Annotated in this window: 17 protein-coding genes; 6 read left to right on the top strand and 11 right to left on the bottom strand. The window is 68.4% G+C overall.

Features of this window, described 5'->3' with window-relative positions; genetic code table 11:
- Positions 1 to 2: 2 nt before the first annotated feature.
- The 4 genes from otsA to JC881_RS22830 all read right to left on the bottom strand — a co-directional run bounded on the left by otsA (position 3) and on the right by JC881_RS22830 (position 5,645).
- Positions 3 to 1,388, bottom strand: coding sequence for an alpha,alpha-trehalose-phosphate synthase (UDP-forming) (gene otsA, locus JC881_RS22845; RefSeq protein WP_198787966.1), 1,386 nt, complete (start codon positions 1,386 to 1,388; stop codon positions 3 to 5).
- A gap of 94 nt (positions 1,389 to 1,482) precedes the next feature.
- Positions 1,483 to 3,405 (bottom strand): glycoside hydrolase family 15 protein, encoded by a 1,923-nt coding sequence (locus tag JC881_RS22840; RefSeq protein WP_198787965.1) that lies wholly within the window; start codon positions 3,403 to 3,405, stop codon positions 1,483 to 1,485.
- Positions 3,402 to 4,238 carry a trehalose-phosphatase gene (gene otsB / locus JC881_RS22835; protein WP_198787964.1) on the bottom strand — a complete coding sequence of 279 codons (837 nt, stop codon included), beginning with the start codon at positions 4,236 to 4,238 and terminating at the stop codon, positions 3,402 to 3,404. The genes JC881_RS22840 and otsB overlap by 4 nt, the downstream gene beginning before the upstream one ends.
- A 147-nt stretch (positions 4,239 to 4,385) precedes the next feature.
- A complete protein-coding gene (locus tag JC881_RS22830; protein ID WP_198787963.1) occupies positions 4,386 to 5,645 on the bottom strand; it encodes a multifunctional CCA addition/repair protein in 1,260 nt (419 codons plus the stop codon).
- Positions 5,646 to 5,888: 243 nt separating this feature from the next.
- Here JC881_RS22830 and JC881_RS22825 point away from each other — a divergent pair, with 243 nt between their 5' ends.
- On the top strand, positions 5,889 to 6,614 hold the full coding sequence (locus JC881_RS22825) for an OmpW/AlkL family protein (protein WP_198787962.1): 726 nt from the start codon (positions 5,889 to 5,891) through the stop codon (positions 6,612 to 6,614).
- Positions 6,615 to 6,641: 27 nt separating this feature from the next.
- Here the strand turns inward: JC881_RS22825 and JC881_RS22820 are convergent, their stop codons facing one another.
- The 3 genes from JC881_RS22820 to JC881_RS22810 form a co-directional block, all read right to left on the bottom strand.
- Positions 6,642 to 7,325, bottom strand: coding sequence for a glutathione S-transferase family protein (locus JC881_RS22820; RefSeq protein ID WP_198787961.1), 684 nt, complete (start codon positions 7,323 to 7,325; stop codon positions 6,642 to 6,644).
- A 106-nt stretch (positions 7,326 to 7,431) separates the two neighbouring features.
- Positions 7,432 to 7,989, bottom strand: coding sequence for an MgtC/SapB family protein (locus JC881_RS22815; RefSeq protein WP_198787960.1), 558 nt, complete (start codon positions 7,987 to 7,989; stop codon positions 7,432 to 7,434).
- A gap of 1 nt (position 7,990) precedes the next feature.
- On the bottom strand, positions 7,991 to 10,021 hold the full coding sequence (locus tag JC881_RS22810; RefSeq protein ID WP_198787959.1) for a lytic transglycosylase domain-containing protein: 2,031 nt from the start codon (positions 10,019 to 10,021) through the stop codon (positions 7,991 to 7,993).
- A gap of 9 nt (positions 10,022 to 10,030) precedes the next feature.
- On the opposite strand from JC881_RS22810, the gene JC881_RS22805 reads away from it, so the two are divergent.
- On the top strand, positions 10,031 to 10,648 hold the full coding sequence (locus tag JC881_RS22805; protein ID WP_198787958.1) for a 5-formyltetrahydrofolate cyclo-ligase: 618 nt from the start codon (positions 10,031 to 10,033) through the stop codon (positions 10,646 to 10,648).
- Between the two features lie 6 nt (positions 10,649 to 10,654).
- On the opposite strand, the gene JC881_RS22800 is transcribed toward JC881_RS22805, so the two are convergent.
- The gene (locus tag JC881_RS22800; protein WP_198787957.1) at positions 10,655 to 11,638 is read right to left on the bottom strand and encodes a LysR substrate-binding domain-containing protein; all 984 of its coding nucleotides are present in this window, start codon (positions 11,636 to 11,638) and stop codon (positions 10,655 to 10,657) included.
- Positions 11,639 to 11,814: 176 nt separating this feature from the next.
- Between JC881_RS22800 and JC881_RS22795 the strand changes: the two genes are divergently transcribed.
- Positions 11,815 to 12,135 (top strand): DUF2917 domain-containing protein, encoded by a 321-nt coding sequence (locus JC881_RS22795; protein WP_198787956.1) that lies wholly within the window; start codon positions 11,815 to 11,817, stop codon positions 12,133 to 12,135.
- Positions 12,136 to 12,220: 85 nt separating this feature from the next.
- Here JC881_RS22795 and JC881_RS22790 read toward each other — a convergent pair whose 3' ends face one another.
- Positions 12,221 to 12,625 (bottom strand): BLUF domain-containing protein, encoded by a 405-nt coding sequence (locus JC881_RS22790; protein WP_198787955.1) that lies wholly within the window; start codon positions 12,623 to 12,625, stop codon positions 12,221 to 12,223.
- 90 nt (positions 12,626 to 12,715) lie between these two features.
- Here JC881_RS22790 and JC881_RS22785 point away from each other — a divergent pair, with 90 nt between their 5' ends.
- The gene (locus JC881_RS22785; protein WP_198787954.1) at positions 12,716 to 13,486 is read left to right on the top strand and encodes a Crp/Fnr family transcriptional regulator; all 771 of its coding nucleotides are present in this window, start codon (positions 12,716 to 12,718) and stop codon (positions 13,484 to 13,486) included.
- A gap of 24 nt (positions 13,487 to 13,510) precedes the next feature.
- Here the strand turns inward: JC881_RS22785 and JC881_RS22780 are convergent, their stop codons facing one another.
- Positions 13,511 to 14,398: a DUF6279 family lipoprotein gene (locus tag JC881_RS22780; RefSeq protein WP_233101980.1), complete on the bottom strand. Its 888-nt coding sequence runs from the start codon at positions 14,396 to 14,398 to the stop codon at positions 13,511 to 13,513.
- Between JC881_RS22780 and glmU the strand changes: the two genes are divergently transcribed.
- Complete coding sequence (gene glmU / locus JC881_RS22775) at positions 14,397 to 15,815, top strand: bifunctional UDP-N-acetylglucosamine diphosphorylase/glucosamine-1-phosphate N-acetyltransferase GlmU (protein ID WP_198787953.1); 1,419 nt, start codon at positions 14,397 to 14,399, stop codon at positions 15,813 to 15,815. The genes JC881_RS22780 and glmU overlap by 2 nt on opposite strands.
- A 15-nt stretch (positions 15,816 to 15,830) precedes the next feature.
- Here the strand turns inward: glmU and JC881_RS22770 are convergent, their stop codons facing one another.
- On the bottom strand, positions 15,831 to 16,313 hold the full coding sequence (locus tag JC881_RS22770) for an Lrp/AsnC family transcriptional regulator (RefSeq protein ID WP_198787952.1): 483 nt from the start codon (positions 16,311 to 16,313) through the stop codon (positions 15,831 to 15,833).
- Positions 16,314 to 16,452: 139 nt separating this feature from the next.
- On the opposite strand from JC881_RS22770, the gene glmS reads away from it, so the two are divergent.
- The gene (gene glmS / locus JC881_RS22765; protein WP_198787951.1) at positions 16,453 to 18,333 is read left to right on the top strand and encodes a glutamine--fructose-6-phosphate transaminase (isomerizing); all 1,881 of its coding nucleotides are present in this window, start codon (positions 16,453 to 16,455) and stop codon (positions 18,331 to 18,333) included.
- Positions 18,334 to 18,379 lie beyond the last annotated feature (46 nt).

Here is an 18,379-nt window from a genome sequence, read left to right as displayed (position 1 = left end):
CCTCAGCGTTCGCTGGCCGCCTCGCGCAATGCGTCCAGAAAGGTCCGCCGCCACCAGTGGATGTCCTGCTCGCGGATGCGCGACAGCAATTTCTGGTGCCGCTCGCGCCGCTCTTCCAGTGGCATCTGAAGCGCCTGCTGCACGGTCTCGGCCGTGCCGTGCGTGTCGTATGGATTGACCAGCAGCGCTTCCTTCAACTGCTCGGCCGCGCCGGCAAAACGCGACAGCACCAGCACACCCGGATCGGCCGGGTCCTGCGCCGCGATGTACTCCTTCGCAACGAGGTTCATGCCGTCGCGCAATGGCGTGACCAGTCCGACCGCCGCAGCGCGGCACAGGCCCGGCACGCGCTTGCGCGCCACCATGCGGTGGATGTAGCGCACCGGCATCCAGTCGAGTTCGCCGTAGTCGCCGTTGATCGCGCCGCACAGCGATTCGAGTTCGCGCCGGATGTCGCCATACGCGTCGACCGTCTCGCGCGTGGGCGAGGCGATCTGGATCAGCGTGGCGCTGCGCCGGTTCTCGGGGTAGTTGGCGAGCAGTTCGCGGAATGCGCGCACGCGCTGCGGAATGCCCTTGGAGTAGTCGAGCCGGTCGATGCCCAGGAGGAGGCGCCGGCTCGAGTACTCGCGCTTCATCGTCTCGTACATGTCGCGCGATTCCTTGGCGTGCGTGAGCGCCGCGAATTCGTCGACGTCGATGCCGATCGGAAATGCGCTGCAGCGCACCGTCTGCCCGTAGGCGCGGTACATCTCGTTGCCCAGGTATTCGCCATGCGCTTCGTTGCGCACATAGTGCTCGAAGTGCTGCACGTCCTGCTGGGCCTGGAAGCCGATCAGGTCGTAGGAGAACAGCGAGCGCATCAGCCACTCGTGCTGCGGAATGGCCGCCACGATGATCTGCGGCGGCAGCGGAATGTGCAGGAAAAAGCCGATGCGCTGCCTGCAGCCCATCGCGCGCAGCTCGGCGGCCAGCGGCATCAGGTGGTAGTCGTGGATCCAGATGACGTCGTCGTCCTTCAGCATCGGCAGCAGCTTGCGCGCGAACAGCTGGTTCACGCGCCGGTAGCCGCCGATGAAGCCGGCGTCGAAGTGGGCCAGGTCCAGGCGGTTGTGGAACACGGGCCAGAGCACGTCGTTGCTGTAGCCGAGGTAATAGCTGTCGTGGTCCTCGCGGCTCAGGTCGATGGTGGCGAGCGTGACCTTGCCGGCCTGCTGCTTGTGCAGTTCGCCCTCGCCCGTGGGGCCGTCCTCCACGATCTGGCCGCTCCAGCCGAACCAGAGGCCGCCGCTTTGCTGCAGGCTCTCCCCCAGGGCGACGGCCAGGCCGCCGGCGGCGGGCTTGCGTGGGTCGGCCACGCGGTTGGAAACGACGACAAGGCGACTCATGGCGCCTCCTTGCGGCCGCCGCCGGGCCGCGCCTCCCCCCCGGGGGGTGGAGTTACAGGAGCGAAGCGAGTGAAAAGCCGGGGGGCTGTTGTTGTCATATGCAGGAATCCCAGGGGGCGGACAGACGCACAGCCGCATTGATGATGCCGACCATCGAATAGGTCTGCGGAAAATTGCCCCACATCTCGCCCGTGACCGGGTGGGTGTCTTCCGAGAGCAGGCCCAGCGGATTGCGCGCGGCGAGCATGGTCTCGAAGATCTGGCGTGCCTCGGCCTTGCGGCCGATCTTGGCAAGTGCGTCGATGCGCCAGAAGGTGCAGATGTTGAAGGCGGTCTCGGGCTTGCCGAAATCGTCGGCCGCTTCGTAGCGGCGCATGTAGGGGCCATCGCAGAGCGACTTTTCCATCGCATCGACGGTGGAGATGAAGCGCGGATCGCGCGCGTCGATCAGGCCCACCTCGACCATGAGCAGGATGCTCGCGTCCAGCTCATGGCCGCCGAAGCTCTCGGCGAAGGCCTGGCGCTCTTCGCACCACGACTTGGCGAGGATCTCTTCCTTCATGCGCGCGGCGTGGCCGTGCCAGTAGGCGGCGCGCTCGGGCAGCTCCAGGGTGCGCGCGATCTTGGAGAGCCGGTCGCAGGCGGCCCAGCTCATCAGCGCCGAGCTGGTGTGCACGCGTGCGCGCGTGCGCAGCTCCCACATGCCGGCGTCGGGCGTGCCGTAGACGCGCACCGCCTGTTCGCCGACCGCCTCCAGGTGCGGAAACTCCGCCACCCCCGCGCGGGCGAGCAGCCGGTGGTCGTGAAAGGCCTGCGCCGCGCCGAGCACGATGTTGCCGTACACGTCGTGCTGGAAATGCTCCTGCGCCTGGTTGCCCACGCGCACCGGGCCCATGCCGCGGTAGCCGGGCAGGCCCTCGACGAACGACTCGGGCAGCTCCCGCTCCAGCCCGATGCCGTAGAGGGGCTGGATGTGCTCGCCGTGCGAGCCGATCACTACGTTGCCCAGCCAGCGCAGGTAGTCCTCCATCGTGCCCACTTCGCTCAGCGAATTGAGCGCGCGCACCACGAAGAAGGCATCGCGCAGCCAGCAGTAGCGGTAGTCCCAGTTGCGCTGGCTGCCCGGCGCCTCGGGGATGCTGGTGGTCATGGCCGCGACGATGGCGCCGGTGTCCTCGTAGAGCGAGAGCTTGAGCGTGATGGCCGCGCGGATCACCGCGTCCTGGTACTCGAAGGGGATCGCCAGGCGCTTGCTCCAGGTGCGCCAGTAGGCGATGGTTTCCTGCTCGAACTTGCGCGCGGTGTCGGCGATGCCGTCCAGCAGCGTCTCGTCCACGCCGAACATGAAGTTGTACTCGCGCGAGATCACGAAGGGCTGGCGCGCGAGGATGTGCGAGATCGATGCGTCGGTGTTCAGGCGCAGCGTCACGTCGGGCCCGACGTAGCGGATGTGGTTGCTGCCGCGCGTGACCTCGATGGGTTCCGAGGCCCCCCACTGGAAGCGCGGATCGAGCGACACGCGGATGCGCGGCGCGCCCGCGATCGGCCGCACGCGGCGCACCATCATGAGCGGGCGGAAGTAGCGCGAGCGGCTGTAGAAGCGCGGCGCGAAATCGGTGATCTCGATGCCCTGGCCGGCGCTGTCGAAGAGCTGGGTGCGCAGCACGGCCGTGTTCGGCTCGTACCACTGCTTGGCCTCGGCGAAGTCCTCGATGTCGATGCTCCATGCGCCCGCGCCGTCGCCGGGATGCAGCAGCGCGTTGAACACCGGATCGCCGTCGAAGCGCGGCAGGCAGCACCAGACCGCGCGGCCGCGCGCATCGATGAGCGCGCTGTAGGCGCAGTTGCCGATCACGCCGACGTTGAGCGACGGCTCGGCCGGCGGTGCGAAGCCGCGCGGGCCGGGTGCGGCGGCGGCCTTCACGTCGACCGGCGCGCGGTCGTCGGGACCGGCAGCGTCGGCCAGCGCCTCGCCGGCGCGGTCCTCGGGCGCCTTCGACAATTGTTCTTCGCTCATCCGGGGCTCCTGGGGTCTTCGGTTTTCTGTTCGGTGTTTTCTTCGACCCTGGAGGCAGGCGGCGGTGGCGATGCGGGTGGCGCCACGAGCATGTCGCGCGCCTGCACCAGCCACTCGTACACCGCGCGCGGCGATTCGAGCCGGTGCAGCGCCAGACTCGGCCCCGAGCCGACCTTGATCGCGATGCCGCCGCGCGGCTGCACGACCGCGAAGCCGCTCTCGTCGGTGGTGTCGTCGCCCGCGAACACCGGCACGCGGCCCGCGAAGGGCGCCTCGGTCATGAAGGCGTCGATGGCGATGCCCTTGTTGACGCCCGCGGGCTTCACCTCGAAGACGAACTTGCCGTGCATCAGTTCGAGCGCCGGCCGGCCCTCGATGGCGCGCGACATCGCGTCGCGGCACACCGCCTCCAGCTGCGGCGCGAGCCGGTAGTGCAACGCGATGGCGGCGTGCTTGCGCTCCACCAGCAGGCCTTCGTGCACGCGCGCGAGTTCGTTGGCGATGTCCAGGATGGGCACGAGATCGGGCGCGTGCTGCTCCTGCATGTGGCCCTTGGCATCGCGGCGCTGCACGCCGTGCTCGCCGGCCGCGGGCAGCCGCAGCGGCGCGAGAAAGCGGTCGATCGAGTCGATCTGGCGGCCCGACACCACGGCCAGCGCGCCGCCCAGTTGGTCGCGCAGGTCGCTCAGGAGAGCGACGAGCGCGGGGGGAATCTCGATGGCCTCGGGGGTGGGCGCAAGGCCGACCAGCGTGCCGTCGAAGTCGAGGAAAAGGGCGGCGTTCCGGCCCAGCGGAGGGGGCAACTGCGCGTTGCTGTCGGAGGACTTTGGCATTGGGAAAAACCATAACACGGGCGTCCGCCGCCGCGTGTCGGCCAAAACCGGAAGCGCGCGGACGCTCCTCCCGGTGCGGCGCTTCATCAAAAGGCCATGCACCGCGCGGGGCAGGGCAGCGCTTTTCGCATCTTCCCTTCGCCTTGTTCAGGCCAGCGAGGCGGCGACCGCGTCGATGCGCGCGCGGTGGATCGCTTCTCCGATGCGCGGACCGGTGGCGCCGGACTGCTGTGCCTTGCGCGCGACCACGTCGGTGGGCACGGCCGCGGCGGTGGCCAGCACGGCGAGCAGGCGCTCGCGCTGCGGATAAGGCCTGTCCTCGAAACCGAGCCGGCCGCGCGCATCGCATTCGCAGGCCAGCAGCACTTCGGCAAAACGCGCGGGCTTCCTGAAGGCGTCGCAGCGCTCCAGGAGGCGCACCAGCGGCGCCGCATCGAGCTCGCCGCTGCGGTGCACGTTGCCGTGCTCGCGCGCGACCACCTCGGCCAGCTCGCGGATCTCGACCGGCACGCGCCAGCGGTCGCACACCGCGTGCAGCAACTCGACGCTGCGCTTTTCGTGGCCGATGTGGCGCGGCAGCACGTCGGCGGGCGTGGTGCCCTTGCCCAGGTCGTGCATCAGGCAGGCGAAGCGCACCGGCAAGCTGGCCGCAAGCCGCGCGCTGGTGTCCACGACCATCATCAGGTGCACGCCGGTGTCGATCTCGGGGTGGTGGGCCTCGGGCTGCGGCACGCCCCAGAGGCGGTCGACCTCGGGCAGCAGCACGGCGAGGGCGCCGCATTCGCGCAGCACCTCGAACATGCGCGAGGGGCGCGTTTCCGCGAGGCCGCGCGCGAGTTCCTGCCAGACGCGCTCGGGCACCAGTGCATCGGCCTCGCCGGCGTGGACCATCTCGCGCATCAGTTGCATGGTTTCGGGCGCGACCGAGAAATCGTCGAAGCGGGCGGCGAAGCGCGCCACCCGAAGGATGCGCACCGGGTCTTCGCGGAAGGCGTCGGTCACGTGGCGCAGCAGCCGGTCCTCGAGGTCGCGCTGGCCGTGGAAGGGGTCGGCCAGTTTTTCGGGGTCGGGTTCGAACTGGCCGTCGGCACCCACCAGCTCGGCCGGCAGCGCGATGGCGTTGATGGTCAGGTCGCGCCGGGCGAGGTCTTCGTCCAGCGTCACGTCGGGCGCGGTGTGGATGGTGAAGCCGCGGTAGCCGGGGGCGCTCTTGCGCTCGGTGCGGGCCAGGGCGTACTCCTCGCGCGTCTTCGGATGCAGGAACACCGGAAAGTCGCGCCCTACGGGCAGGTAGCCGCGGCGGGTCATGTCTTCGGGCGTGGCGCCGACCACCAGCCAGTCGTGGTCGGAGACCGGCCGCCCGAGCAGCCGGTCGCGGACGGCGCCGCCGACGAGAAAGATTTTCATGGCCGCAGTGTAGGGAGGCAGAGAGATGGGGCGGTCGCGAATGAGCCGGGAACTAGCCCGGAATTAGCCCGGAATTAGCCTGGGATACGAGATAGGGATACCCCGCACCCACTAAATAGAACGAGCGTTCGATAATTCGAATTGCAAACAGAACGAACGTTCGTTTATTTGCTCGAATGCAGCGCCCGCCACGGGCCGGCACCGCGTTCGCGGGGATTTTTCAACCAAAGGAGCATTCACATCATGAAGAAAACAATGTTTGCGCTGGCGGCTCTGGGTGCCTTGGCGTCCGGCAGTGCGTTTGCGCAAAACGCCGGCGACTGGGTCGCGGGGGCAGGCTGGTTCCACCTGGCGCCCCAGGACTCGAGCAAGCCGCTCACAGTCACGGCGCCGGTGCAGAGCGTGCTCCAGGGGTCGGGCGCCAGCGTCAAGGACTCGGACACGCTCGGCCTGAGCCTGGCCTACTTCCTCGACAGCCACTGGGCCGTGGAAGGCGTGCTGGGCGTTCCGCCGAAGTTCAAGCTCGAGGGCAAGGGCACGCTGGCCCGCGTGGGCGAACTGGGCGAGGCCCGCCAGTGGAGCCCCACGGTGCTGGTCAAGTACAACTTCAACGAAGGCAACGACGCCTTCCGTCCGTTCGTCGGCCTGGGCGCCACCTATGTCTGGTACAGCGACGTGAAGCTCACCTCGAACCTGCAGGGCGCGCTGGCCAGCCAGTTCCGCCAGTCGCCGTACGCGGTGAACACCACCGCCAAGCTCGACAGCTCGTTCGCGCCCGTGCTCAATGCCGGTGTCTCCTACCAGTTCGACAAGCACTGGGGCATCTCGTTCTCGGTGTCGTACATCCCGCTGAAGACCAAGGCCAAGCTGACGACGACCTCGATCACGGGCCTTCCGGTCGCGCGCAGCGAAGCGAGCCTGAAGCTCAACCCGATCGTCACCTTCCTGTCGGCAACCTACCGGTTCTGACCGGTCCCGGCACCTGCTCCGAAAGCCTTACCGCCCCGTGCGGTAGGGCTCTTCGAACTGCAGGAAATCCTTCTCCGCCAGCGCTTCGTCGATCCAGGCCTTGATGCCGGGCAGCGCCTGCACGCGTTCGATGTAGGCCGAGATGGCCGGCGGCACCGGCAAGCCGTAGGTCTTCAGGCGCGTGCCGATGGGCGCGAAGTACGCATCGGCGATGGTGAATTCGCCGAACAGCAGCGGGCCGCCATGGGTGCCGAGCAGGTCGCTCCACATCTGCACGATGCGGTCCAGGTCGCTGCGCACGGCGGGCTCGTCCTCGAGCAGCTTCGCGCCGACTTCGGGCAGCGACGCCTCGATGTTCATGCCGCAGTGACCGCGCAGGCCCCCGAAACCCGAATGCATCTCGGCGCAGATGCTGCGCGCGCGCGCCCGGTCGGCCGCGGCCTTGGGCCACAGCTGCTTCTCGGGAAAGGTCTCGGCCAGGTATTCGGCGATGGCCAGCGTGTCCCAGACCACCAGGTCGCCATCGACCAGCACCGGCACCTTGGCCACGGGGTTGAGCGGCGCGATGGTGTGCTTGAACTGCGACTCCGCCTCGAACGAATCGAAGCGCACCATCACTTCGTCGAAGGCGATGCCGGCCTGCTTCATGAGCACCCAGGGGCGCATGGACCACGACGAGTAGTTCTTGTTGCCGATGTAGAGCTTGCGCATGGGGGTTCCTTCGGTTCGGTTCGGTGCAAAGCCTTCGATGCTAGCCGCGCGGCGCGCGGCCATTGATGCCGAACGCGGCGCGAATTGATGCGGGCCGGCGGCGCGGTCAGCCGTTGCGCGGCTTGTCGTCCGTCGATGCGATCACGCGCGGCGCATCTTGCGCGTCGTCGCTCTTCGCGACGGTGCGCTCGAGCAGGCTCACCAGCCGCGGCACCAGCGACAGCACCGCCAGCGCCAGCAGCGCGCTGAGCACCGCGGTCGCCTCGCGGCCCAGCCCGCAGGCCATGCCGATGGCCGCCGTCATCCAGAGCCCGGCGGCGGTTGTGAGGCCCTGCACGTGCGATTCGTCCTTGCCCTGCTTGAGGATGGTGCCCGCGCAGAGAAAGCCCACGCCCGCCACCAGCCCCTGGATCACGCGGCTCATGTCGGCCGGCACGATGCCCGTCTGCTGCGGGATCAGCACGAACATCGCCGAGCCGATGGCCACCAGCATGTGCGTGCGAACCCCCGCCGCCTTGCCCTGCTGCTCGCGCTCGAACCCCAGCACAAAGCCCAGGATGGCCGCGAGCATGAGGCGAACGACGATGCGCGTGAGCTGCGCGACGTCCGTCACGTCCGAGAACTCGGAGGCGATGGTGTCGAGCACCTCGTCGTGCCAACTCATCTCAGGGAAGGTCCTTATTTGGTTCCGATTCGGCGGCGTCGCGCGGGCCGATGCGGCCCAGCCGTTCCTTCAGCGACTGCGGCCGGCCGCTGATGATCGCCGCGTAGTTCGTGGTGTTGGCCAGCACCTTTTTCACGTAGTCACGGGTCTCGGTGAAGGGCACGTTCTCGGCCCAGATCGCCGCGTCGAGCACCGGGCCGTTACGCCAGTTGCGGGGGCGCCCCGGGCCGGCGTTGTAGGCGGCGGCGGCCAGCGCCATGGAGCCGTCGAAATCGTCCAGCGCCAGCTTCAGGTAGTTGGTGCCGATGGTGATGTTGGTTTCGCGGTCGTTGATCTGGCCGGGCGTGAAGTCGGCCATGCCGATCTTGCGGGCCGTCCAGCGCGCGGTGGCGGGCATGACCTGCATCAGGCCCGAGGCGCCGACGCCCGAGCGCGCGTCCATGATGAAGCGGCTCTCCTGGCGGATGAGGCCGTAGACGTAGGCCGGGTCCAGGCCGATGTCCTGGCTCTTGCGCAGCACGGTGTCGTGGAAGGGCATCGGAAAGCGCTGCTCCACGTCGATCGCGCCCTTGGTGCGCTCGCTGGTGTTGATGCAGCGGTCCCACACCTCGCGCTGGCAGGCGAAGTCGGCCGCGGCCAGCAGCGCGCGGTCGTCCATGCCGCCCTTGTCGTGCAGGTTGGTGGCGTAGTTCCACTCGCGCGTGCCTTCGGAGCGCAGGCCGATCGCGATCGCGTAGAGCCCGCGGTTGAGCGCGAGGTTGCCGCGCGCGGCGGCCTTTTCCTCGGGCGTGAGCGGTGCGGGCCGGGTGGCCGTGACGACGCGCTCGCCCAGCTCTTCGAGCGCGAGCATTTCGTAGAAGCCGCGCGTGCCGGCGATGCTCGTGTAGAGCTCGCGGGCCTGGGCGCGGCGCTCGTCGCTGCGTTCGGTGGCGAGCGCCCGGGCCTTCCAGTAGACCCAGGTCGGATCGAGCTGGGCGGTTTCGCTCATCGCGTTGATCGCGGGCGCCACGTCCTTCCACTGGCCGGCGCGCAGCGCGGCGCGCACGCGCCAGCCGAGCATGTCGTCCGAGAGGTCGCCGTTCTTCGTCACGTTCGCGAAATAGCCCACCGCCTGCGGCGAGAGCTTGTTGGCGGCCGCGCGGCCGATGGCGCCCCAGAGCCAGTTGCGCTCTTCGGCCGAGAGCATCGGGCCCCATTTGCTGTCCAGCTGCGAAGCGGCCATGTCCGGATCGGCGATCGCGACCTTGATGAGCGCGAGCACCACCAGTTCCTTGCGCGACTTGGCGGCGACGAAGGCGCGGCCGGTGAGGAACTTGGCCGAGCTGGCGTTCAGTTCCTCGAAGAGCGGCAGCGCATCGGGCGCGGCGATGGTGACGGCACCGCGCGCGGCCTGCGGGCGGTTGGCCTCGATGGCCAGGCGCGCCTTCTTCCAGGCGTCGTTGGGCGACATGAGGCGGGAGGCGACCATGCGGTCGGCCGCGGTGAGGCAGCCGTCGTCGGCGTCCTTCTGGCCGAGCCAGGCGCGGCGCACGTCGTCGGCCTGGGCCTGCGTGGCGGTGCCCGAGCGCAGCGTCTCGGCCAGGATCGCATAGCAGCGCACCTGCGCGTCGTCGCCCATGCGATAGCCGGCCACGTTGGCGGCAAAGCCGTCCCAGTCGCGGCGCTGGCCGAGCAGCAGCAGCCAGTCGTTGCGCAGGCGGTCTTCCTGGTAGGTGCCGGGGTAGCGGGCGTAGAAGTCCTGCACTTCGTTGGGCTGGGCTTCCTGCAGGCGGGCCTTCAGTTCCCAGTAGGCGGCCCAGGGCTCGAGCGCGTGGCCGCGGGCTTGCGGCAGGAGGGCGGTGAGGCGGGCCTTGTCGCCGCGCCCGAAGGCCTGCTTCATCTGCACCAGCACGTCGTCGTTGGTGTTGGTCTGTGCGCTGGCGGGTGGGTGAAAGAGCAGTGCGGCGGCAGCGAGGACGAGGGAAAAAGCAACGGCTGGCGTTGCGTTGCGCGGGCGGTTGCGCGTGGATGCCAAAATGCTTGGGAACTGCATCGGGGGATTATGGACAAGTCAAAGGGTGCCGACACTTCGGCGACGGCGAGTTTTCTGAAGGACCAACTGCGCAAGGCCTTGATCGAACAACGCCTGGCCATGCCGGATCGGATGACGCGCGCCGACCTGCTGCAGCGCGTCATGCGCATCTGGCTGGTCGGCCGGCCCGACACCGTGATCGGCGCCTACTGGCCCATCAAGGGCGAGTTCGATCCGCTGCCCGCGCTGCACCGCTGGAAGGAAGACGGCGAGCTGATGGAAGAAACCCAGCGCCGCCGCATCGGACTGCCCGTGATCGACAAGGTCCACAAGACCCTCACCTTCCATGCCTGGTACCCCGGCTGCCAGATGGAAGAAGACGCCTACGGCATTCCCAAGCCCAAGGACACCGAACTCATCGTGCCGACCCTCCTGTTCGTGCCCTGCGTGGGCTACAGCGCTGGCGGGTACCGGCTGGGCTACGGCGGCGGGTTCTACGACCGCACGCTGGCGGCGCTGGAGCCGCGGCCGTTCACGGTGGGGCTCGGATTCACGCACGGCTTTCTGGACGACTTCGAGCCCGAGGCGCACGACCTGCCGCTGGACGCGATCCTGAACGACAACGGCGTCGTCTGGCCGACGAGCTGAAAAGCCTCAATCGATATCGTCGATCATGTCCGGATCGGGCACCTCGCCGATGGTCCCACGCGTGGTGCCGGCCTGCAGCAGCAGCCAGTCCCAGAAGGCCTTGATCTCGGGCCGCAGCGCATTGCGCGGACCGGCGATGAGCCAGTAGGACATCGGTGAATCCATGCGGTGCTGGGGCAGCACCTCGACCAGGTCGCCGTTGGCCAGGCTCTCGGCGATCAGCGAGCTGCGCGCCAGCACCACGCCCTGGCCGGTGAGCGCGGCCTGCACCATCTGGTAGGCGTAGTTGAAATAGAGCCAGCGCTTGGGCTGCGCGCGCTCCAGACCGTTCACTTCGAACCAGCGCCGCCAGGTCAGCCATTCCAGGTGTGTGCGGTGCGCGTCGCCCGCCTCGATCAGCGTGAAGCGGGTGATGTCTTCCGGCGTCTTGATCGGCGGGCTGCTCTTGATGAGCCAGGGGCTGGCCACCGGCGTCAGGTTTTCACCGAACAGGCGCACCGCGGTGGGCGGCATGGCCTCGCGCGGGCCGTAGCGCAGGGCGATGTCCACGTCGGCTACTTCCAGGTCCACCGCCACGTCGCTCGCGTCGATGCGGATGTCGATCTCGGGGTTGTCGCGCTGGAAGACCTCCAGCCGCGGGATCAGCCACATCGAGGCGAACGACGCGAACGTGGTGAGCGACACGCTCTTGCGTCCCGCGCTCTGGCGGATCTGGCGCACCGCCATGTCGATGCGCGGCAGCGACTGCTGCACCGAGAGCAGCAGCTGCGCCCCCGCGCTGGTCAGCTCCACCGCCCGCGTATGGCGCAGGAACAGCGACACGCCCACTTCCTCTTCCAGCGACTGGATCTGCCGGCTCACGGCCGACTGGGTCAGCGCCATTTCCTCGGCCGCGGCGCGGAAATTCAGGTGCCGGGCGACGGCCTCGAAGGCGCGCAGGTGCCCGGCCGAGATGGGCCGGGAGCGCAGGTGGGTTTGCGAATGTTGCATGGATGGAGCTTCCGGGGGCGGCCCGGCGGTCGGGTCGATTGATGCGGTATCAGCATCAGTAGGCTACTTCGTTTTCATTGGACCCACAACGCCATAGAAACGATCATTCATTCCCGAACTGCGCCATTGCCACCGTCCTGGCATCGCACTTCGGCACAGCCCAAGGAGTCTCCATCATGTCCACCGCCGTCTGCACCACCGAATCGCTCGCTTCCCTGTCCATTCCCGCCCGCACCGCCGTCACCGTGCCTGCGGCCGTGCGCCGTGGCGCCTGGCAGATCGCTCCCGGCGAGGCGATGAGCCTGAAGGCGCGGGCGGCCAGCGTCCTGCGCGTCAAGCAGGGCCGGGTGTGGATCACGCCCGACGCCACGCTGGCCCACCCCAGCGAAGACCTGGTGCTCGCACCGGGCGAATCGATGGCGGTGGCCGCCGGCCAGCGCATCGTCATGGAAGCATGGGATGGCTACGGTGCCACCTACACGTGGGACCAGGCCTGAACGGCCACGCGCTCCCATGGACGGGAAAGGCGGCTTCGGCCGCCTTTTTCTTTTTGCGCGGGGCCTTCGCCCCGTTTTTTCTATTTCAGCCGTTGATGTCGAAGCTGGAGCGCAGCGCCAGGAAGTGCTTGAGGGCCGCCTCGCCCTCCAGGGCATGCACGCCGGCCATGAGGTCGGGGCCTTCGCTCTCGGCCAGCCCCATGCCGAAGCCGCTGTAGCGGCGCGCTGGCAGCGGCCCCTGGTGCACCACCCGCACTTCGATGTGCCGGGGGTCCGATTCGATGCGCTGCATCAATGCCGCCACCGCTTCGCGCGGCCCCTCCAGGTGCTGGCAGAACCGCAGGCCGTCGAAGACCAGGAGGCCGGTGATGCCCTGCGCCGCGTTGCGTGCACGCGCCTGGCTGACGATGGCGCCCACGGCGTTGGCGGGCAAGTCCTGCGCGAGCACGCTGCAGTAAAAAATCTCGTGAAGCGTCTGTGGTTCTGTCATGCGTCTGGAAGGGAAAACGGTGCGCAGTCTAGACAGCCGCGACGCACGGCGAAATGTAAAAAGACATGGCCGGAGCGCCTATAGTGAGCCGTGCGATTCGACGACTACCCCGCAGCCGCTTCCCCGCCGCAAGGTGCCAATCCCTGCGACGACTGCGCACTGCGGCGGCTCGATGCGTTCCTGCCCGCGTCGCAGGAAGAACTCAAGACCATCCAGTCGTTCCGCGTCGGCGCCCGGCGCGTGGCGGCCGGCGGCGCCATCGTCGAGGAGCACCGGCCCAGCGCGCAGCTGTTCACCCTCTATTCGGGGTGGGCTTTCCGCTACAAGACGTTGACCGACGGGCGCCGGCAGATCCTGAGCTTCCTCCTGCCCGGCGACTTCATAGGGCTGCAGGACGAGTTCGCCGAAGGCCAGACGCACGGCGTGGAGGCCGTGACCGACGCCACGCTCTGCGCCTTCTCCCGCGACCGGCTCTGGCCGCTCTTTCACGCCCAGCCCAAGCTGGGCTACGACATCACCTGGCTGGCCGCGCGCGAGGAAAAGATGGTGGACGACAACCTCGTCACCGCCGGCCGGCGCAACGCGGGCGAGCGCATCGCCATGCTGCTCATGCACCTGTACCGCCGCGCCGAGCGCGTGGGCATGGTGCGCGACGGCTGGGTGGAGTTTCCATTCAACCAGCAGCACATCGCCGATGCGCTGGGGCTCTCGCTGGTGCACACCAACAAGACGCTGCGGCGGCTGCAGCGCCTGGGGCTCTACAAGCTCGATGCGGGGTGGCTGCGCATCCTGGAGCCGCATGCGCTGGAAGCGCTGGGCGATTACTTCGAGCGGCCCCTGCGGCCCGTTCCCCTGATCTGACGCAAAAGTGCCCGCGCCGCGGCCTCAGCGCGCGGCCACCAGCTGGCGCAGATCGCTCTGGTAGGCCTGCAGCCGTCGCACCGCCTGCTCGCGCTGGCTGGTGCTGGTGCCGTTGTGCAGGGCCGCGAGGTTGCGGCAGCCTTCTTCCAGCAACGCCTGCTGCTGGTCGCGCCAGGGCCCGGGCGGCGGCTCGGCGATGCGCAGCAGGTAGGCGTGCAGCGCCGCGCGCGCCTCGGCCGGCGACGGCTTTTTCGCATTGAATCCGCGCAGCATCGCCAGCGCCTCCTGCTGGCGCTTGCGGCGTTCGACGTCCGCGAGCTGCGGGTTGAACGCCGACTGCGCGACCTGAAGCTTCAGCAGATCGCGCTGCTCGGCCGTCAGCCGTCCGTAGAAGTCTTCCATGCGGTCAAGGAACTGGTCGTAGCGCTTGTCCTGCACCTGCGCGGGCGTGCGGTCGAGCCAGTCCTTGCGGTACTCGTTGTTGAGCTTGGCGTACTTGCGTTCGAGCTGCTGCAGCTGCGATTCGCTCAGGGTCAGCGCGAGGTCGGCCGTGGCCGGCTCGGCGTGCTCGACCGCGGCCAGCAGGCGCTCGCGAATGCCGTCTGCGAAGCTGCAGGCCTGCGCGGGCGTCACCTCGCCCGGCGCCAGGCCTTGCGCGTCCTGCAGCAGGGCGATGACCTTGGGCAGTTCGTTCTGCCGGTGCCAGGCCAGCAGCTGGGCCAGCTCGTCGCGCACCTTGGGCGTCTGCGTGCTGTCGAAGTCGAAATAGCCATCGAGCCACCAGTAGCTCACCTCGGGCAGGTTGTTGTAGGCCAGCTTGATCGCGCTGCAGGCGCCCAGCGCGGCGACCAATGTCAGCACGCCGATAATCCGCGCGAGCTCCGCGCAACGAATCCGGAAAGAAGAAAGCATGAATCAGACTCCGCAGCAGCAAGACATCCAGGGGCCGATCGACGTGGTGATCATGGCGGCCGGCAAGGGCACGCGCATGAAAAGCAGACTGCCCAAAGTGTTGCATCGTTTGAGCGGCCGCGCACTGATCGCGCATGTGGCCGACACCGCCGCGCGCATCGGCGCCCGCCACGTGGTGGTCGTGACCGGCCACGGCGCGGCCGAGGTGGAGGCGGCCATGGACGGCACCCGGTTGCGCTTTGCGCGCCAGGAGCCGCAGCTGGGCACCGGCCACGCCGTGCAGCAGGCCGTGCCGCTGCTGCCGGACGACGGCACGGTGCTCGTGCTCTCGGGCGACGTGCCCCTGATCGGCGAAGACACATTGCGCGCCCTCGTGGCCGCGAGCGCGGGCCAGCGGCTCGCGCTGCTGACCATCGAATTCGACGACCCGACCGGCTACGGCCGCGTGATCCGCACGTCGGCCGGCGGCGCGGTGACCGCCGTCGTCGAGCAAAAGGACGCCACCGACGCGCAGCGCGCCATCCGCGAGATCTACAGCGGCGTGATGGCCGTGCCCGCGCGCCTGCTCAAGGGCTGGCTCGCGCGGCTGGACAACCGCAACGCGCAGAACGAGTACTACCTGACCGACGTCGTGAAACTCGCCGCGGCCGATGGCGTGCCGGTGGTGGCGCACATCACGACCGATGCGCTGCAGGTGGCGGGCATCAACAGCCCGGCGCAGCTCGCGGCGCTCGAGCGCGCCTGGCAACTGCGCCAGGCCAATGCGCTCATGGAGCAGGGCGTGCGCCTCGCGGACCCGGCGCGCTTCGACCTGCGCGGCACGCTCGAATGCGCGGCCGATGTCGAGATCGACGTCAACTGCGTGTTCGAAGGCCAGGTGTCGCTGGGCGAAGGCGTGCGCATCGGGGCCAACTGCGTGATCGCCAATGCGCGCATCGAAGCCGGCGCGGTGATCCATCCGTTCACCCACATCGAAGGCGAGAAGGCCGGCGTGACGGTGGGCGAGCGGGCACTGATCGGCCCGTTCGCGCGGCTGCGGCCCGGCGCGCAGCTGGGCGCCGAAGTGCACATCGGCAACTTCGTCGAGGTGAAGAATTCAACGCTGGCGGCCGGCGCCAAGGCCAACCACCTGGCTTACCTGGGCGATGCCACGGTGGGCGAGCGCGTGAACTACGGCGCGGGCAGCATCACCGCCAACTACGACGGCGCAAACAAGCACCGCACGGTGATCGAAGCCGACGTGCACGTGGGCAGCAACTGCGTGCTGGTGGCGCCGATCACCATCGGCGCGGGCGGCACCATCGGTGGCGGATCGACCGTCAACAAGTCGACCGAGCCGGGCGCGCTGACCGTGGCGCGCAGCAAGCCGGTGAGCTTTCCCAACTGGAAGCGGCCACAGAAAAAGCCCAAGGCCTGACGGAAAACCGAGGCCTCAGGCCAGCGGCACGGCGGGCTCGAATTTCGCGCGCTTGAGGCTGAAGAAGGCCTTGACGTTGCGCACGTTGGCGTCGGCGGTGAAGAGGCGCTGCGTCAACGCGCCGTAGCCCGGCATGTCGCGCGCCGCGACGATGAGCACGAAATCCGGGCCGGGCGAGACGCGCCAGCACTGCTGCACCGCGTCGTCGGCGATCACGCGCGCTTCAAAGGCGTCGAGCGCGCCAGCGTCCTGCCGGTCCAGCGAAATCTCGACCACCGCCTGCAATCCGTGGCCGAGCACCGCGGCCAGCCGGTCGGGCGAGAGCAGCGCGACCTGGCGCTCGACGAGGCCTTCGTCCTTCAGCCGCTGCACGCGGCGCAGGCACGTGGGCGGGGAGATGCCGATGTCGGCGGCCAGCCGCTGGTTGGTCTGCGAGGCGTCGCGCTGGAGGGCGTCGAGCAATCGGAGGTCTATTGCATCGAGGGAGATTGATTCCATATATCTATAAATTATGGAATAAAAATCCAAATTAAAGAAATGGTGAAATAAAACTCCAAAATCTATCGAATTTCGAGGGCATATTTTTCTTTCCCCTACCTACCATCGACCCATCCTCTTCATCCAAAGGCAGCTCACCATGTGCGGCATCGTCGGGGCAGCGTCCCATCGCAACATCGTTCCGGTCCTCGTGCAGGGCCTCCAGCGGCTCGAATACCGCGGCTATGACTCCTGCGGCGTGGCGGTGCATGCGGGCGGCTTGACGCGGGCGCGCACCACCTCGCGCGTGGCGGACCTCGTCACGCAGGTGCGCGACGACAAGGTCGAAGGCCTGACCGGCATCGCCCACACGCGCTGGGCCACGCACGGCGCGCCGGCGGTGCACAACGCCCATCCGCATTTCAGCCACGGCCCCGGTGCCGATGCGCAAGGCACGCGCCCCGGCCGCATCGCGCTCGTGCACAACGGCATCATCGAAAACCACGAAACGCTGCGCGCCGCGCTCGAAGCCAAGGGCTACGTGTTCGAGAGCCAGACCGACACCGAGGTCATCGCCCACCTGGTCGACAGCCTCTACGACGGCGACCTGTTCGAGGCCGTGAAGGCCGCGGTGCTGCAGTTGCACGGCGCCTACGCCATCGCTGTCATCTGCCGCGACGAGCCGCAGCGCGTGGTCGGCGCGCGCGCCGGCTCGCCGCTGATCCTCGGTGCGGGCAAGGAAGGCAACGAGAACTTCCTCGCGAGCGATGCGATGGCCCTCGCCGGCGTGACCGACCAGATCGTGTACCTCGAAGAAGGCGACGTGGTCGATCTGCAGCCCGGCAAGTACTGGATCGTCGACAAGAACCACAAGCCGGTGACACGGCAGGTGCGCACCGTGCAGGCCCACAGCGGCGCGGCCGAGCTCGGCCCCTACCGCCACTACATGCAGAAGGAAATCTTCGAGCAGCCGCGCGCCATCGGCGACACGCTCGAGGGCGTCGCGGGCATCGTGCCCGAGCTGTTCGACGGCATCGGGCAGGACGGCGCCACAGGGGCGAGCGCGCACCGCGTGTTCAAGGACATCGACAAGATCCTGATCCTCGCCTGCGGCACCAGCTACTACAGCGGCTGCACCGCCAAGTACTGGCTCGAGGGCATCGCGAAGATTTCGACGCAGGTGGAAATCGCGAGCGAATACCGCTACCGCGAATCGGTGCCCGACCCCAAGACGCTGGTGGTCACCATCAGCCAGTCGGGCGAGACGGCCGACACGCTCGCCGCGCTCAAGCACGCGCGCTCGCTCGGCATGGAGCAGACCCTCACGATCTGCAACGTGGCCACCAGCGCGATGGTGCGCGAGTGCAAGCTCGCCTACATCACGCGCGCCGGCGTGGAGATCGGCGTGGCATCGACCAAGGCCTTCACCACGCAGCTGGCGGGCCTGTTCCTCCTGACGCTGGCCATCGCGCAGACCAAGGGGCGCCTCACCGAAGCCGACGAGGCGCGCTACCTGAAGGAAATGCGCCACCTGCCGGTCGCACTGCAATCGGTGCTCGCGCTGGAGCCGCAGATCATCGGCTGGGCCGAGGACTTCGCGCGCAAGGACAACGCGCTCTTCCTCGGCCGCGGGCTGCACTACCCGATCGCGCTCGAAGGCGCGCTCAAGCTCAAGGAAGTGACCTACATCCACGCCGAGGCGTACGCGGCCGGCGAACTCAAGCACGGCCCGCTCGCACTCGTGACGAGCGAGATGCCGGTCGTCGCGGTCGCGCCGAACGACGCGCTGCTCGAAAAGCTCAAGAGCAACCTGCAGGAAGTGCGCGCGCGCGGCGGCGTGCTGTATGTGCTGGCAGATGGCGACACGAAGATCAAGAGCAGCGAAGGCCTGCACGTGATCCGCATGCCGGAGCACTACGGCCAGCTGTCGCCGCTGCTGCATGTGGTGCCGCTGCAGTTGCTGGCGTATCACACGGCTTGCGCGCGCGGGACCGATGTGGACAAGCCGCGGAATCTGGCCAAGAGCGTGACGGTGGAGTGAGGCGGCTCTTGCGCGCGCCTCTGCCAACGTGGCGCGCGGCGCGCCC

The sequence above is a fragment of the Variovorax sp. IB41 genome (assembly GCF_016405905.1).
Lineage (GTDB): Bacteria > Pseudomonadota > Gammaproteobacteria > Burkholderiales > Burkholderiaceae_C > Variovorax.
Note: the sequence above shows the minus strand (reverse complement) of the source record. Positions and strands in the feature narration are given on the sequence as shown.

Excerpts from the sequence above, each read along its gene's own strand:
- JC881_RS22790 (WP_198787955.1), bottom strand. The coding sequence starts at position 12,625 with ATGACAGAACCACAGACGCTTCACGAGATTTTTTACTGCAGCGTGCTC.
- JC881_RS22800 (WP_198787957.1), bottom strand. The coding sequence starts at position 11,638 with ATGCAACATTCGCAAACCCACCTGCGCTCCCGGCCCATCTCGGCCGGG.
- glmS (WP_198787951.1), top strand. The coding sequence starts at position 16,453 with ATGTGCGGCATCGTCGGGGCAGCGTCCCATCGCAACATCGTTCCGGTC.
- JC881_RS22805 (WP_198787958.1), top strand. The coding sequence starts at position 10,031 with ATGGACAAGTCAAAGGGTGCCGACACTTCGGCGACGGCGAGTTTTCTG.
- JC881_RS22770 (WP_198787952.1), bottom strand. The coding sequence starts at position 16,313 with ATGGAATCAATCTCCCTCGATGCAATAGACCTCCGATTGCTCGACGCC.
- JC881_RS22795 (WP_198787956.1), top strand. The coding sequence starts at position 11,815 with ATGTCCACCGCCGTCTGCACCACCGAATCGCTCGCTTCCCTGTCCATT.
- glmU (WP_198787953.1), top strand. The coding sequence starts at position 14,397 with ATGAATCAGACTCCGCAGCAGCAAGACATCCAGGGGCCGATCGACGTG.
- JC881_RS22810 (WP_198787959.1), bottom strand. The coding sequence starts at position 10,021 with ATGCAGTTCCCAAGCATTTTGGCATCCACGCGCAACCGCCCGCGCAAC.
- JC881_RS22840 (WP_198787965.1), bottom strand. The coding sequence starts at position 3,405 with ATGAGCGAAGAACAATTGTCGAAGGCGCCCGAGGACCGCGCCGGCGAG.
- JC881_RS22830 (WP_198787963.1), bottom strand. The coding sequence starts at position 5,645 with ATGAAAATCTTTCTCGTCGGCGGCGCCGTCCGCGACCGGCTGCTCGGG.
- JC881_RS22820 (WP_198787961.1), bottom strand. The coding sequence starts at position 7,325 with ATGCGCAAGCTCTACATCGGCAACAAGAACTACTCGTCGTGGTCCATG.
- JC881_RS22780 (WP_233101980.1), bottom strand. The coding sequence starts at position 14,398 with ATGCTTTCTTCTTTCCGGATTCGTTGCGCGGAGCTCGCGCGGATTATC.
- otsA (WP_198787966.1), bottom strand. The coding sequence starts at position 1,388 with ATGAGTCGCCTTGTCGTCGTTTCCAACCGCGTGGCCGACCCACGCAAG.
- otsB (WP_198787964.1), bottom strand. The coding sequence starts at position 4,238 with ATGCCAAAGTCCTCCGACAGCAACGCGCAGTTGCCCCCTCCGCTGGGC.
- JC881_RS22815 (WP_198787960.1), bottom strand. The coding sequence starts at position 7,989 with ATGAGTTGGCACGACGAGGTGCTCGACACCATCGCCTCCGAGTTCTCG.
- JC881_RS22825 (WP_198787962.1), top strand. The coding sequence starts at position 5,889 with ATGAAGAAAACAATGTTTGCGCTGGCGGCTCTGGGTGCCTTGGCGTCC.